At 62.3% G+C, this 14695-nt stretch carries 11 protein-coding genes; 8 read left to right on the top strand and 3 right to left on the bottom strand.

Translation table 11 applies throughout. The features are described from left to right. The first annotated feature begins 88 nt into the window (after positions 1-88). Positions 89-1132 carry a beta-propeller fold lactonase family protein gene (locus JQ600_RS22235; RefSeq protein ID WP_212490095.1) on the top strand — a complete coding sequence of 348 codons (1044 nt, stop codon included), beginning with the start codon at positions 89-91 and terminating at the stop codon, positions 1130-1132. A 23-nt stretch (positions 1133-1155) separates the two neighbouring features. On the opposite strand, the gene JQ600_RS22230 is transcribed toward JQ600_RS22235, so the two are convergent. Continuing rightward, positions 1156-2055, bottom strand: coding sequence for a DMT family transporter (locus tag JQ600_RS22230; protein WP_312010853.1), 900 nt, complete (start codon positions 2053-2055; stop codon positions 1156-1158). Position 2056: 1 nt separating this feature from the next. Beyond that, entirely contained in the window at positions 2057-3301 is a 1245-nt protein-coding gene (locus JQ600_RS22225) for a PLP-dependent aminotransferase family protein (protein ID WP_212385867.1), read from the bottom strand. Positions 3302-3652: 351 nt separating this feature from the next. Here JQ600_RS22225 and JQ600_RS22220 point away from each other — a divergent pair, with 351 nt between their 5' ends. The 7 genes from JQ600_RS22220 (at position 3653) to JQ600_RS22190 (ending at position 13555) form a co-directional block, all read left to right on the top strand. Further along, positions 3653-5374, top strand: coding sequence for a cation:proton antiporter (locus JQ600_RS22220; protein WP_212269691.1), 1722 nt, complete (start codon positions 3653-3655; stop codon positions 5372-5374). A gap of 182 nt (positions 5375-5556) precedes the next feature. Further along, a complete protein-coding gene (locus tag JQ600_RS22215) occupies positions 5557-6045 on the top strand; it encodes a hypothetical protein (protein ID WP_212269690.1) in 489 nt (162 codons plus the stop codon). 9 nt (positions 6046-6054) lie between these two features. Further along, complete coding sequence (locus JQ600_RS22210) at positions 6055-6894, top strand: hypothetical protein (RefSeq protein WP_212385868.1); 840 nt, start codon at positions 6055-6057, stop codon at positions 6892-6894. A gap of 332 nt (positions 6895-7226) precedes the next feature. Further along, on the top strand, positions 7227-8303 hold the full coding sequence (gene ribB, locus JQ600_RS22205) for a 3,4-dihydroxy-2-butanone-4-phosphate synthase (RefSeq protein WP_212035364.1): 1077 nt from the start codon (positions 7227-7229) through the stop codon (positions 8301-8303). Between the two features lie 157 nt (positions 8304-8460). Then, positions 8461-9675, top strand: a complete 1215-nt coding sequence (locus JQ600_RS22200) for an acyl-CoA dehydrogenase (RefSeq protein ID WP_212269688.1) — start codon at positions 8461-8463, stop codon at positions 9673-9675. 195 nt (positions 9676-9870) lie between these two features. Beyond that, the gene (locus JQ600_RS22195; protein WP_212385869.1) at positions 9871-10800 is read left to right on the top strand and encodes an MBL fold metallo-hydrolase; all 930 of its coding nucleotides are present in this window, start codon (positions 9871-9873) and stop codon (positions 10798-10800) included. 952 nt (positions 10801-11752) lie between these two features. Next, complete coding sequence (locus JQ600_RS22190; RefSeq protein WP_212269686.1) at positions 11753-13555, top strand: sulfatase-like hydrolase/transferase; 1803 nt, start codon at positions 11753-11755, stop codon at positions 13553-13555. 165 nt (positions 13556-13720) lie between these two features. Here JQ600_RS22190 and JQ600_RS22185 read toward each other — a convergent pair whose 3' ends face one another. Next, positions 13721-14566 (bottom strand): DUF1499 domain-containing protein, encoded by an 846-nt coding sequence (locus JQ600_RS22185; RefSeq protein ID WP_212269685.1) that lies wholly within the window; start codon positions 14564-14566, stop codon positions 13721-13723. Positions 14567-14695: the final 129 nt, after the last annotated feature.

The following is a 14695-nucleotide window of genomic DNA, read 5'->3' as shown; positions in this document are numbered from 1 at the left end:
CAACCGGAAATGAGGAGGCAACGTGCGAGCACGAGCGAGTCTTAATGCGATATTCAGCGTGGCTGCTTTGCTGGGAGCTGGGGTTTTCATGTCATCTGCGGGTGCTGCGACGTTTGTGTATGTCGGAAATGCCGACAGCCAGGACGTCCACGTGTTGGAACTCAAGCCGAACGGCGAACTGACACCGGTCGAAACGACCGCGGTGCCGGGCCCTGCCAAACCCGGAGGCTCGCTGCCGTTGGCGGTCAGTCCCGACAAGAAACGTCTCTTTGCGGGCTTGCGCAACGAGCCATATTCGGTGGTGAGCTTTTCGATCGATTCCAAGACCGGCAAATTGAAGCCGTTGGGCCCCGGTCCGCTGGCCGATTCGATGGCCTATGTCGCCACCGACCGGAGCGGAAAGTTCCTGCTCAGCGCCTCCTATGGCGGCAACAAGGTCACGGTCAATCCGATCGGCCTCGACGGCGTCGTGCAGCCGGCGCAGCAGATCATGGCGACGCAGCCGAATGCGCATTGCATCGTGGTCGATCCGTCGAACCGCTACGTGCTGCACACCAGCCTCGGCGGCGACGTCGTGTACCAGGAAAAATTCGACGCCAAGACCGGCAAACTTGTACCCAACGATCCACCGACCGTTAGCGTCAAGGCCAAGGCCGGTCCGCGTCACCTGGTGTTCGCGCCGGGCAACCGGTTCGTCTATCTGCTCAATGAACTCGACGCGTCGATCTACGTTTTCCCATGGAATGCCAAGGCCGGTACCCTGGGTAAGGAAATTCAGGTCGCGACGTCATTGCCCAGGGGGTTCGAGGGCAAGCCGTGGGCTGCGGATATCCATCTCACGCCGGACGGCAAATTTCTCTACGCCTCCGAACGCACCACCAGCACGCTTGCGGCATTCAAGGTCGATCCCAAGACGGGAATGCTGACACCGATCGATTCCTACCCGACCGAAAAGCAGCCGCGCGGTTTCAACATCGATCCGACCGGCCGCTATTTGTTGTCGGTCGGCCAATCGTCCAACAGCATGACGAGTTACGCCATCGACAAGGCGACCGGCAAACTCACCAAACTCAAGGAGTATGCCGTGGGCAAGAACCCGAACTGGGTCGAGATCGTCGCCATGTCGCGGTAGAGCGGAGGGGCAGGTCGGCCAGATCAGCCTGATTGCCGCTGCGCGCGGTTGTCGCCGATAATGTCGGCAATGACCGCGCCCATGACAAGGGCGCCGCCGATGAGGACCCGGATTCCGGGAACCTCGGCGAACGCCAGCCACACCCAAAACGGCATCAGCGGTGTCTCCAGCGTCGAGATCAGCGCCGCCTGGCTGGATGGCAACAGGCGTGAGCCGAGGAAGAACAGCGTGAGGCCGATCGCGACCTGGAAGAACCCGAACATCGCAAGAATGAACAGGTCGTACCCGGTGACGCCGGCGATGCCGTGAGCAAAGGGAATACTGACCACGCTGCCCAGGATGTTCGAGATCGCGGCCGCGGCGACCATCGAGGTGCCTTTGTGCCGCCGCACCATGACTGTCATCGCGGCGATCGCCAGTGCCATGAAGCAGGCCAGTGCGATTCCGAGGATATCGGAACCGGCGCGCGCGTTGCCGAGGATGATCGCAACGCCGCAGAGCGCCACGACACTCGCCAGCATGGTTCGCAATCTCGGGATTTCTCGCAGCCATGCCCACGCCAGCGCTGCGGCGAGGAAGGGCCCCGTGGCGATGATGATTGCGACATTGGATACGCTGGTCAGCTGCAGGGCAGGGATGAAGGCGATCATGGCTGCTGTCGAATACGACGCGACCAGCCAGCCGCTTTTTCCCATCCTGGTCAGCTCCTGCAGGCCGGCGCGACCCTGCAGCAACACCATCATGGCCGCGATCAGGCCGCCGCCGAACAACCCCCGCCAGAACAGGATGGTCCAGGAATCATAGGCAAGCAGCCGCGTGAAGAACGGCGCCGTGCTCCAGGCGATGGCGGCAGCGACGACGAGGGCAATGCCGAGGCGATGCTGGGAGGCGGCGCCGGTCACCTCAGGTGTGCGCTCGCGCACCTTAACTGCGCGCCCGCTTCTCCACATTGGCGCTTCGCTCGGGCACACCGAACTCCTTGCGGCAGACGTCCGCGAGCACGGCGACGCCTTCGCGGATCTGCTCGTGGGAGGGGCTGGCAAAGCACAGCCGCAGGCGGCTGCCGGCATAGGACTTGTCGGTCGACCATTCCGGCCCCGGGTTGATGGCGACGCCGGCGGCCAGCGCTGCCTGATACAGCTTCAACGTATCGACATTGTCGGGAAGTTTGACCCACAGGAAGATGCCACCCTTGGGATCCTCGAACTCGGCTGATGTGCCGAACTGCTCGTTGAGCGCCTCCATCAGCGTATCGAGCTTGGCGCGCAGGCCGCGTGTCAGCTTCGGCACGTGGGTTTCGAAATGCGGCGTGCAATATTCCGCCAGCACCATCTGCTCCAGCGCGCCGGAGCCGGCATCGGTTTTCAGCGCCAGCATCCGCGACATCATCTCCCAGGGCGCGACGATGAATCCGACCCGCAGCGCCGGCGCAATCGATTTGGAGAACGAGCCGATATGGATGACGCCGCCTTGCTTGCTCATCGCATAGATCGCGGGCGGGCGCTGGCCGTTCCAGATCAGGTCGGCGTAGCAATCATCCTCGAAGATCGGCACGCCGTATTCCTGCGACAGTTTTATCATTTCGGCGCGCCGCGCCTCCGGCAGGATCGAGCCGGTCGGGTTCTGCACGGTCGGGATGGTGTAGATGTATTTCGGCATGATGCCGCGGCGCTTGTGGTCGGCCAGAACAGCCGCCAGCGCATCCATCCGCATGCCCTCGTCGTCGAGGGGAATGCCGACCGTCTTGACGCCGAGCCGGGTCAGCCGGCTCAGCGAGCCCTGATAGGTCTCCTGTTCGATCAGCACGGTATCGCCGCGCGCCAGCAGCGTCGCGTTGACGAGGTCGAGCGCCTGCAGCGAACCGGAGACGATCATGACGTCGTCGGTGGTGCAGCCGATGCCGGCATCGCGCTTGAGTTTCTTGGTGAGGAATTCGCGCAGGGGGCGGTAACCCTGCGGGCCGCTGGCGAGGCCGTAGGTCGCAAGCGTCTTGCCCTCGCGCTGGAGCACGGCAGTCATCGCCGCGATCAGGCCATCGACCGGCACCTGGTCGGGATCATTGTTGCCGCCGACGAAACTGTATTTGGCCAGACCCGTCCACCGCGCCGCCGGCGCCGGCAATCCGGCCGGCAGCAATGGTGCGAAATCAAAGATTGATGCGGTAGACATTGGACATTCACTCCCGTTTTGTTTTTCGTTGAGAAGGCCGCTGGCGCGGCCCTCCGGTAGTTTGGTTAGTTCTTGCCGATGATCTTAATCGGTCGCCGCCGGGGGATGAAAGCGGAATGTCTGCTATCGATGCTGCCCGATATAGCGGGGGTGCGTGCGGGGTTCGCCGTCAGGAACCCTTCCAAATTTTGCCGGATACTGCCGGCCGCCTGCGCCTGCGCTCCCGGGCAGTAAAGGATCGACAGGCAGGCAAGAATCGCTAGAAAGAGACCTGTTAGGCGGATGTGACACATTGCTCGTTTGACCATTGCGCCCCGGCCTCTAGGTTGCAATGAGGAAAAGTCAGGAAATATGCACGAGCTTATCGGCGATATCACTTTATGCATCCTGTTTGCCTGGGTGCTTGGTTTGCTGGCGCATTTTACCCGGCAACCGCTGATCCTCGCTTACCTTATCGCCGGGTTTTTGATTGGTCCATTCGGCATGAAATGGGTCCATTCAAAGGATTCGATTCACGTCATCTCCGAACTCGGCCTGATCTTCATGCTGTTCATGATCGGGCTGGAAATCGACCTGAAAAAGATCGTGCGCGCCGGCAAGGTCATCCTGTTCGCCGCGGGCGGGCAATTGGTCGGCGGCTGCCTGCTCGGGATCCTGTTCTTTTGGGGGATCGGACTGTCGATGGGGGCGGGCCGTTTCGACGCGCTGTATCTCTGCGTGGCCTGCGCGCTCTCCTCAACCGTTATCATCGTCAAGGTGCTGTACGAGAAGCGTGAGCTCGATACGCTGCCCGGCCGCATCACGCTCGGCGTATTGGTGCTGCAGGACATCTTCGCGATCCTGTTCCTCGCCGTGCAGCCGAGCCTCGACAATCTTCAAGTGAGCGTGATCCTGATCTCGATCGGCCGGGTCGGCGTGCTGGTGGCGACCGCTTTGGTGCTGAGCCGCTACGTGCTGCCGCGGCTGTTTCACCAGATCGCGCGCCGCCCTGAGCTGATCCTGCTCGGCGCGCTGGCCTGGTGCTTCCTGATCGGCGAGATTGCCGAGAAGCTGCATCTGTCGCGCGAGATGGGTTCGCTGGTCGCCGGTGTCTCGCTCTCGACATTCCCCTATGCGCTCGACGTCACCGCCAAGGTGACGACGCTGCGCGATTTCTTCATCACGCTGTTCTTCGTGGCCTTGGGCATGACCATTCCCATTCCCGGCCCGTCGGTGATCGGGCTGGCGCTGTTGATTGCGGCCTTCACCGTGGTGAGCCGCGTGGTGACGACATTTGTGCCGCTCTATCTGATGAAACAGGGTCTGCGCGCCAGCCTGTTGCCGGCGATCAATCTGGCGCAGATCTCGGAGTTTTCGCTGGTCGTGATCCAGACCGGTGTCGTCGCGAACCATATCGGGACCGAGACGTCGAGCGCGGCGTCGTTCGCCTTCGTCATTTTGGCCGTGATCAGCACCTTCGTGATGGGCAAGAGCGATGAGATCACGCGGGCTCTGATCGGTCCAATGAAGAAGATCGGGCTGCGCGATCTCGATCACGGCCAGGGCGAGGCCGGACATGAGGGCGGCCATGAGGCACGCCGTATCGTCATTCTTGGCTTCTTCCGCGCGGCGAGCGCGCTGCTCGCCGAAATCGAGCGGCAAAATCCGCTCGTGCTCGAACAGATCACCGTGATCGATTTCAATCCCAATGTGTTCCGGACGCTGGCCGATCGGGGTCTGCACGTGATCTATGGCGATATCAGCAATGTCGATACGCTGCTCCATGCCGGTATCGGCAAGTCGGAACTGATCATCCTGAGCGTGCCGGATTCGCTCCTGAAGGGCGCCAACAACGAGAAACTGGTCCGGCACGTGCGCACCCTCAACCCGACCGCAAAAATCGTCGCGACCGCGGATCTCTTGTCCGACGTCAACGACCTTTACGCAGCCGGCGCCGATTACGTCACCGTGACCCGGCTCAGCGATGCTCACGAACTCTATACCGTGATCGAGGCCGCCGCCGCCGACCTGCTGGGAGACAAGCGCGCCGAAATGGATGCACTGCTCGCCGAGCGCAAGGAAGTGCTGCCGTAAGGCTGTCTGTCGCTCTATCTCCGTAAGCGGAGAGATGACGGACAGGCGCCGCGGGGGATCAGAGTCTCCCAACTCTCCATTTGAACCGAACTTAATACAACCGACACTGAATATTGCACGGCGAGCAGCCATTCTTTTGGCGGCTGCGAACACTCGTCTCTCAACCGAAGGAAAGCGTCGAAATGATCCGGTCCGATCGTGAAGCGCCGGCCCGGAAGGCTCGGCCTTTCGCGCGGACGGGCGGGAGCGATGCAGCCAAGGCGCTCGCCATCGGATTGCTGCTCGCTCCGCTCGGCGGCCTGGCGGGAGCACTGATGCTGGTCGTGCCGATGTATCTGATCGACGGAATCGATTTTCCGTTTCCCGACTTTCTGAGGTTCCTCGCTCTCGCCGGTATTTCGTTCGGCGCGCTACTCGCGGCGCCGACCACACTGATCGCCCTGCCGGTCGCGGCCTATTCGTCCGCGGGATGGCAAGGCAGGCGCGTACCGGGACTGACTGCCGTCGGCTTCACCGCGGGAGCGCTGAGCATGATGCTCCTGGTGCTGCTGACATTGAAGCCGCACGAGACCGTTTACGCGGCCCGCGCGCTTGGCACCATGGGCGTCGGCGGAGCGGCGGGCGCCCTGTGCGGGGCCGTCCTGGGTTTGGCGATGCGCCAGCCGGATTGAAGCACGGAAATGCCCATCAGCATGCGGATATCGTTCTCGTCATCAAACAGGACGCGCGGTTCGGGCCCGTCGCTGGCCGCGTCGTCCACGCTGTTCGGTTGCCTGATGGCGGGAACGGCTGCGATCCTGTTTCAGCTGACGCTCGGCACGCTTGTCGTTGCATACACGCCGGTTGTGCCGTGGATCATGGGGGTGTTCCTGCTCGGTTTGCCGCTGGCTATAGGCGTCACGCGATCCCGGCCCGGCCTGTGCATGCCTGCGGTTGCGATCATGACATTGACGGGCGTGTCGCCGGCCTTTGTCGTGGATGCACCGTTGTGGGGCCGCACCGTCAATCTGCGTCTGGTCGACGATATTCCTGAAGGTGTCGGCGTCGCCGGCTACGCCGCGCCGCGCTGGCGCATTGCCACCGAGTTCGCAGGGGAGGCCCGCATGAGCGGCGGCCGCGGCAGCAAGGGTTACGGCACCCGCCGTCTTGCGCCGCTGGTCGGCGAGGGCTGGAGACCCGAGCTTCCCGTTGAAGTCTGGGTCGCGGGCGAAGTCAGGGATTCCGGACGCGTTCTCGCCTCGCATCCGCAATTCTGGAACGAATCCGGCGGTGAATATGTCCGGCTCGTGGGCGTTGCCGTATCCGGCGCGCAGATCATCGCGCGCGATGCGGCCAGGAAACTCGGCCTCAAGACACTGGATGAGCCGCTCATCGTGACGCGCGCTCCCTCGGTTGCAGGCGCCCTCGCAGAGCAATACCGGGCCATTGCGCGCACCGCAGCTGTGCCCTTGCTGGGGTGGGCCTTCTGCATCCTCCTTGCTGCAGGCTTCGCCAAACGGCGCGAGCAGCGGCGGCGGTGAACTGGTAGGGCTACAGGCTGCTCTCAGCGGCTGGTACGCCAGCGGCGGGAGCGGGGTGCGATAGGCCCGCGACCCCTGCCATCAGGGCGAACCCCGCCCATGCCATCAGGTGGAAATTCAACCGAAAACGCATATGTCTCCTCCCCGAATGGTGCTTCTTGTTTTTATGGGTGCGACCATGGCGATTGAAGCCGGACCCGGTCAATGGTTTCCTGCATGCCGATTTCGTACAGCGAAACGTCGCAGGCGACGTTCTGCCCTGCGTATTGATGCTGGCGCGGGCCCATGAGTCCGGCTAATGCACTCCCTGTCCAAAGCGAGAATTTGAGAAAATGGCCGATACGATCCAGGAAGTTCTGCAAGCCTTTGCCAACGGCGAACTCGTCGTCGTCACCGATGATGACGACCGGGAGGGTGAGGGCGATTTGATCGTCGCGGCCTCGCTCTGCACCGCCGAGAAAATGGCGTTCATCATCCGCCATACCTCGGGCATCGTCTGCGCGCCGATCACGCAGGAAGACGCGCGCCGGTTCCGGCTCGATCCGATGGTCGCGCATAATGATTCCAACCACACCACCGCCTTCACCGTCTCGATCGACTACAAGCCCGATGGCGGCACCGGGATTTCGGCGGACGAGCGCGCCTCCTGCTGCCGGGCGCTGGCCAACCCGAATGCCGGCGCCAGTGATTTTGCCCGGCCCGGTCATATCTTTCCGCTGATCGCCCGCGACGGCGGCGTGCTGCTGCGTTCCGGTCATACCGAGGCCGCGGTCGATCTCTGCAAGCTCTCCGGCCTGCCGCCGGTCGGCGTCATCTCCGAGTTGATGAACGACGACGGCACCGTGATGAAGGGCGTGCAGGTCGCAAAATTCGCCGCCACCCACAAGCTCAAGCACGTCACGATCGCTGACATGATCGCCTACCGTCAGGCGCGCGAGAAGCTGATCGAGCGGGTCGCGACCTTTACGACGGATAGCCCGATCGGGCCGCTGCAGGGCTACGCCTACCGTTCGCCGTTCGATGAGATCGCGCACGCCGCCTTCGTCTATAACGGCATCGGCGACGGCAAGAACGTGCTGACGCGGCTGCACAAGCCCAACATCGTCAAGGATCTGTTCACCGGCCAGGCGCGCATGCAGATCGTGCTGAACCATTTCAAGCAGGCCGGCCGCGGCGTGCTGGTGTATTTGCGCGACGGCGCCGCCGGCGTTCCGGTCGAGCCGGTCGGCGAACAGAAATCCGCCGAGGCCGATCGTAACCGGCAATGGCGTGAAGTCGGCGTCGGTGCGCAAATATTGCGCGATCTCGGCATCACTTCGATCCGGCATCTGACGTCGTCGGTCCACGACTACAAGGGACTGTCCGGTTTCGGGATCGAGATCGTCTCCAACGAACGGCTCGAGGGGTAACTCCAGTCGTCATTCCGGGGCGCGCTGCCGCGCGCCCCCAGATGCGCAATTGCGCATCGGGGAATGACGGCGATGCCCAATTCAATTGCGCTTCGGACGATAGCGCACTAATTTGGCCGCCAATTCCAATGAGGACAGTGATGCGAAAGGGATTTTTATGAGCGTGCGCCCTCAGTCCAAGGACAAACCGACATCCGCGGGTTTCCAGTGGGACGATCCGTTCCTGCTCGACGAGCAGCTTACCGAAGACGAACGCATGATCCGCGACACCGCGCGTGCCTATGCGCAGGACAAGCTGCTGCCGCGCGTCACCAAGGCCTATCTCGAGGAAAAGACCGATCGCGAGATCTTCAACGAGATGGGCGAACTCGGCCTGATCGGCATCACGCTGCCGGAAGAATATGGCTGCGCCAGTGCAAGCTATGTCGCCTATGGCCTGGTGGCGCGCGAAATCGAGCGCGTCGATTCCGGCTATCGCTCGATGAACTCCGTGCAGTCCTCGCTGGTGATGCACCCGATCTACGCCTACGGCGACGACAGCCAGCGCAAGAAATATCTGCCCAAGCTCGCGACCGGCGAATGGGTCGGCTGCTTCGGCCTGACCGAGCCGGATGCCGGCTCCGATCCCGGCGGCATGAAGACGCGCGCCGAGAAGGTCTCCGACGGCTACCGGCTGACCGGCAGCAAGATGTGGATTTCCAACGCGCCGATCGCCGACGTCTTTGTCGTCTGGGCGAAATCGGCCGCGCATGACAACCAGATCCGCGGCTTTATCCTGGAAAAAGGCATGAAGGGCCTGTCGGCGCCGAAAATTGGCGGCAAGCTTTCATTGCGCGCCTCGATCACCGGCGAGATCGTGATGGACGGCGTGGTGGTGCCGGAGAGCGCGCTGTTGCCCAACGTATCCGGCCTGAAGGGGCCGTTCGGCTGCCTCAACCGCGCCCGCTACGGCATCTCCTGGGGCGTGATGGGCGCCGCCGAAGACTGCATGGCGCGCGCGCGGCAATACACGCTCGAGCGCAAGCAGTTTGGCCGGCCGCTGGCGGCAACCCAGCTGGTGCAGAAGAAGCTCGCCGACATGCAGACCGAGATCTCGCTGGGCCTGCAGGCCTCGTTGCGCGTCGGCCGTCTGATGGACGAAGGCAAGGTGGCGCCGGAGATGATCTCGATCGTCAAGCGCAACAATTGCGGCAAGGCGCTCGACATCGCCCGCGTCGCCCGCGACATGCACGGCGGCAACGGCATCCAGATCGAATATCACGTGATGCGTCACTCTTCGAACCTGGAAACCGTCAACACCTATGAAGGCGCCCACGACGTCCACGCCCTGATTTTGGGCCGCGCGATCACGGGCATCCAGGCGTTTTCGTAAGGCCTTGGACAGGGCACCCGAGGTGGCGTCAAACTTAGCTGTCATCGTCCGCCCGAGTGCGCAATTGCGCACGGGGGGCGGACGATCCAGTATCCCAGAGACCTCCCGTTTAGTCTCGAACGCCGGCGTTTACTGGATACCCCGCCTTCGCGGGGTATGACGACTGTAGCTTGGTGACAGCGTGCAGGAACTCCCATGGCCGAAACCGACAACGAAACCATCCCGTTCAACCGCGACTTTCCGCTCCTGCCGGGCGTCGTCGACGAAGCCCGGCCCGGCGTACGTCGGGTGCTCTGCAACAATCCGAGCCCCTTCACCTTCACCGGCACGGTCAGTTACATCGTGGGCAAGGGCAAGGTCGCGATCATCGATCCCGGGCCAAACAACGAGGCGCACGCGAACGCGCTGCTGGACGCCGTGCGCGGCGAAACCGTGACACATATCCTGGTCACCCATACCCACAACGACCATTCGCCGAACACCGCGCGGATCAAGGCCGCGACCGGCGCGCCTGTCTACGCCGAGGGACCGCACCGCGCCTCGCGGCCGCGCTTCGAGAGCGAGAAGCACAATCCGGAATCGGGGGCCGATCGCAACTTCCGGCCGGACATCGAGGTCAAGGACGGTGACACCATCGAAGGCTCCGGCTGGGCGCTGGAAGCGGTGGCGACCCCCGGCCACACCGCCAATCATCTGGCGTTCGCCTGGCCCGAGCGAAAGATCAGTTTCGTCGGCGACCACGTGATGGGCTGGTCGACCTCGATCGTGGCCCCGCCGGATGGCTCGATGATCGACTACATGGATTCGCTGGCGCGGCTGGAAAGCCGCCCTGAGGATCTGTATTTCTCAGGCCATGGGCCGGAAATTCCGGAAGGCCCGCGCTTTGTGCGTTTCCTGACCCGGCACCGCCGCGCGCGCGAAGCCTCGATCCTGCATCGCCTTGTCAAGGGCGAGACCGACATCCCGACCATGGTGCGCGCGATCTATATCGGCCTCGATCCGCGGCTGAGCGGTGCAGCCGGCTATTCGGTGCTGGCGCACCTGGAAGATCTGGTGTCGCGCGGCATCGTGGCGACCGACGGCGATCCCGTGATCGGCGGGACCTATCGGATGGCTTCTTCGTAGGGCCATCCATCCGTCCGTCATTCCGGGGCGTGCGAAGCACGAACCCGGAATCTCGAGATTCCCCGATGCGCAATTGCGCATCTGTGGTTCGACACTTCGTGTCGCCCCGGAATGACGGTAGTGCCTCACTTCTTCACTGTCTTGGCCCGCGCCTTGGCTGGCGACGTCCGCTTTGCTGCGCATAACAGACTCAAGTCGGACATCTCGTCATTTCCTGCTACGGGCTAGCAAGCGACGTCAAGATAGGGGCTGCCCGCTGAGGCGGGCTTACAAAAGCTTGCGCCACTAGATGGAACTAGAAATCAATCCTTATCGTGCGAGTACTTCTCCAAGAGCAGCCGATTATACTCATCTCTCACAGCTCTCCGTGAAACATGCCCTTTTCGGTCTTTGGCAATCTTCAGAAGATCAGGATCAGTTGGTGCCCGTGATTTCTTTCTGAATCTGGCAAAGAGTTGGCTAGTAGGCCCCGGGGTTCTTCCAAACAGCCGGTCAAACCATCCCATGGTGTCCTCACCGGTCATACTGCGAATTACGACACTCTATCATCTTGCATTTAGGACACTAGGGTTGGCTTGCGCCTTGGCCGGCTGGCCGGTTTCTTGGTGGGCCGGCGACGTCCGCTTTGCTGTGCATAACAGACTCAAGTCGGACATCTCGCCATGTCCGGAAAGTGCCCAACTACGGACATGATGCCGCAGGCTTGGCTGCTTTTTGCATAGCTACCGCTCGATCCTTGCGCCAGACTGGTGAGTGCTCCGTCCAGGTGGGGCCAGGCACCTCATTCCGATTGCTGCCGCGCGGTAAATTGAACGATCTTGGCGAACAACTTGCGTGTGCCTGGACTTTGCTAGGCGGCCCAAGACCGCGCTCCCTTCAAGTTCAATGGGCAAGATCGACCGACTGAAGATCAACTCTACCGCAAGCCTCCTGACCAAGAAAAGGAGAGGACATGAGTAACGATCATCCGCAGGGCCCGGCTGACTCGCGTCGAGGCTTCCTGCGCACGGCTGGAATGGGTGCGGTGGCTCTGGGACTCGGCGCCGCGGCCGATACGAGCGGGCAAGTCCACGCGGCCGTTGGCTCGACCAAGGCAGCCCGCGAGAGCGCGCAGCCCTACAACATCCTGTTCCTCCTGGTCGACCAGGAGCGATTGTTCCGGCCAGGAGAACTCCCGGCGGGTTATCGGTTGCCTGCACACGAACGATTGATGAAACGAGGCACAACGTTCGTCAATCACCGCATCGGTTCATGCGTGTGCACGCCTTCCCGCTCGGTGCTCTATACCGGGCGGCACATCCAGCACACGAAAATGTTCGACAACACGAATTTCCCCTGGATCGAGAGCATGTCGACCGAGATTCCGACCCTTGGCGATATGATGCGCGACGCCGGCTACTACACGGCCTACAAGGGCAAGTGGCATCTGACCAGGGAATTTGAGACGGTCAACGAACATGGCCATCTGACCAAGATTTTCACGGAGGAGATGGAGGCGTACGGTTTCGCCGATTATTTCGGCGTGGGCGACATCATCGCACACACGCGGGGCGGATACCTGCACGACGCGATCATCGCTGCAATGGGCGTCAACTGGCTGCGCGGCAAGGCACGCGATCTCTCACAGGAAAACAAGCCTTGGTTTCTCGCCGTCAACCTCGTCAACCCGCATGATGTAATGTACTACAACACCGATGCCCCCGGCACGGTTGTCCAGACAAAAAGCGGCATCAAGCGCGTCGCGCGCGACCCGGTCGATCCGCTCTATGCCAAGCAGTGGGACTTCAAGCTCCCGGCGAGCCACTTTCAGGCACTTGACGCGCCGGGCCGCCCTCCGGCGCATCGTGATTTCCTGAGGGCCCACGACGCGCTGGTCGGCCACATCCCGAACGAGGATGCTCGCTGGCGCCGGCGCCACAACTATTATCTGAATTGCATGCGCGATGTGGATCGCAACATCGAGACCGTTCTCGCCGCGTTGGACGCCTCGGGTCTTGCCGACAAGACGATCGTGATCCTGACCGCCGATCATGGCGACATGGACGGCGCGCATCAACTTCACGCCAAGGGTGCAGTCTCGTACCGCGAGCAAAACAACGTACCGTTGATCATCGCTCACCCCGCGCACGCCGGCGGGCAGCAGTGTCGGGCCGTCACGTCGCACGTGGATATCGCGCCGACGCTGATAGGGCTTAGTGCGGTCGCACCGGACAAACGGGCCAGGATTGTCAAAGACCTTCCCGGAAAGGACTTGTCCGGACTCCTCGCGGCTCCTCAGCGCGCCGAGTTCACGGCCGTTCGCGACGGCGCGCTCTTCAACTACAACATGTTCGCTTACCTCGACGGGGATTTTCTCAACAAAGCCGTTACCTACATGCAACAGGGAGGCAAATCGAGCGATCTCAAAAGTGCGGGCATCCGCCCCGACATGATGAAGCGTGGCGCGGTACGGTCGGTGTTCGATGGGCGGTACCAATTCACGCGCTATTTTTCGCCGAAGCAACACAACCGCCCCACGACTTTCGAAGACCTTTACCTGATGAACGACGTAGAGCTGTTCGATGTGAGAGCCGATCCTTACGAAATGAACAATCTCGCGATGAATAGCAAGCAACACCGGGAACTCGTTGTCGCCATGAACGAGAAGCTCAATCGGTTGATCGACGCAGAGGTTGGTGAGGATCGCGGGCAGATGCTTCCCGGTGGCATAGATGCCGGTTGGGAGGTCACGGCGGAAACAATGTCAGGCGCCTGAACCTGGGAGATGAATTTACGCCGGGCTGCAAGCCGATGGCGATCACCTTGGCAAGGTGCATTCCCGCACGAGAATCTGACTGCGTCATGTCCGGTTAGGGGATAATCTCGGAGACCCGTTCTGCGCCCATCGCACGCACGGGGGCGAGGGAGCGCGGCCAGCGAGCTACTGTTTCTTCACCGTCTTGGCCTGCACCTTCGCCGGCGCCGCCGGTTTCTTCGCGGCCGGCTTGGTGTCGGCCACGGTGTTGATGTCCGCGATCAGCTTGGTGATGCGTGAGGCGTTGCTGCCGAGGTCGCTGTCGAAATAGCGCGATGCGGAGCGGATATCGACGCGGGAATCCTCGCCGTCGGCCTTGATCCGGATCGAGACGTCTTCGCGAAATCCCATGATCATCGTTTGCGCGATCGCCTCGATGCGTCCTTCGCGGCGCGCCTGCGGCGGGCGTTCGTCGACCACGCGCCATTTGCGCTTGTTGATCAGCGCGAGCGTGATCTCGTAGGCGCGCTGCGGCGGGACCTCCAGCTCCACGGTCTCGATATCAGGGTAGGCGATCGCCTGCTGCTCGGCTGAATAGAGCCCGGCATAGACGGCCGGATTGGTGCCTTCGCCGGCGCGCAGCCGCGCCAACGCCTCGAACCGCGGTGGGTCGATCGAATCGGTGGTGATGTCGTAGATCCGCGGCAACTTGCGGTATTGCAGGGCCAGATAGGCGGGGTAGGCGAGGATGGCGGCGTCGAGCAATAGCGCCAGCAGGATGCGGCCCATGCCGCGCGAACCGTTCTGCCAGATCGCGGCAAACGCGGCCAGGCCGACCAGGATGGAAAGGCCGGCCAAGGCCAGCGCGCCGAAGAACGTCGCCAGCGCCGGCTTCATCTCGAGGAAGCCGAAGCGGACGATCATGATCGAGACCACCACCGCAATCAGTGAGAACAGTGCGAGGTTGCGCGCCCATGTGGCGAGGCTGGACACGGGCTCCGTCTGGTAGGGAGCGGAAAACCTGCGGGCCATCCTCAAACTTCCATCATGAATTCAGCTGCCGTTCCGGTCGCAATACTGGAGACCCGGCGCCCTGAACTAGCGCATTTTCCGCACCTGTGGAAAGCAGCTTGCGCCGGAAAATCAGTCCAAATGGTGGTG

The sequence above is a fragment of the Bradyrhizobium sp. AUGA SZCCT0176 genome, assembly GCF_018130145.1.
Classification (GTDB): Bacteria; Pseudomonadota; Alphaproteobacteria; order Rhizobiales; family Xanthobacteraceae; genus Bradyrhizobium.
The sequence above is the reverse complement of the archived record's forward strand: the minus strand, read 5'-3'. Positions and strand labels throughout refer to the sequence as shown.

Bases quoted from the DNA above. Each gene is read 5' to 3' on its own strand.
- JQ600_RS22185 (WP_212269685.1), bottom strand. From the start codon at position 14,566: ATGGCCCGCAGGTTTTCCGCTCCCTACCAGACGGAGCCCGTGTCCAGC.
- JQ600_RS22235 (WP_212490095.1), top strand. From the start codon at position 89: ATGTCATCTGCGGGTGCTGCGACGTTTGTGTATGTCGGAAATGCCGAC.
- JQ600_RS22220 (WP_212269691.1), top strand. From the start codon at position 3,653: ATGCACGAGCTTATCGGCGATATCACTTTATGCATCCTGTTTGCCTGG.
- JQ600_RS22190 (WP_212269686.1), top strand. From the start codon at position 11,753: ATGAGTAACGATCATCCGCAGGGCCCGGCTGACTCGCGTCGAGGCTTC.
- JQ600_RS22215 (WP_212269690.1), top strand. From the start codon at position 5,557: ATGATCCGGTCCGATCGTGAAGCGCCGGCCCGGAAGGCTCGGCCTTTC.
- JQ600_RS22210 (WP_212385868.1), top strand. From the start codon at position 6,055: ATGCCCATCAGCATGCGGATATCGTTCTCGTCATCAAACAGGACGCGC.
- JQ600_RS22225 (WP_212385867.1), bottom strand. From the start codon at position 3,301: ATGTCTACCGCATCAATCTTTGATTTCGCACCATTGCTGCCGGCCGGA.
- JQ600_RS22200 (WP_212269688.1), top strand. From the start codon at position 8,461: ATGAGCGTGCGCCCTCAGTCCAAGGACAAACCGACATCCGCGGGTTTC.
- ribB (WP_212035364.1), top strand. From the start codon at position 7,227: ATGGCCGATACGATCCAGGAAGTTCTGCAAGCCTTTGCCAACGGCGAA.
- JQ600_RS22195 (WP_212385869.1), top strand. From the start codon at position 9,871: ATGGCCGAAACCGACAACGAAACCATCCCGTTCAACCGCGACTTTCCG.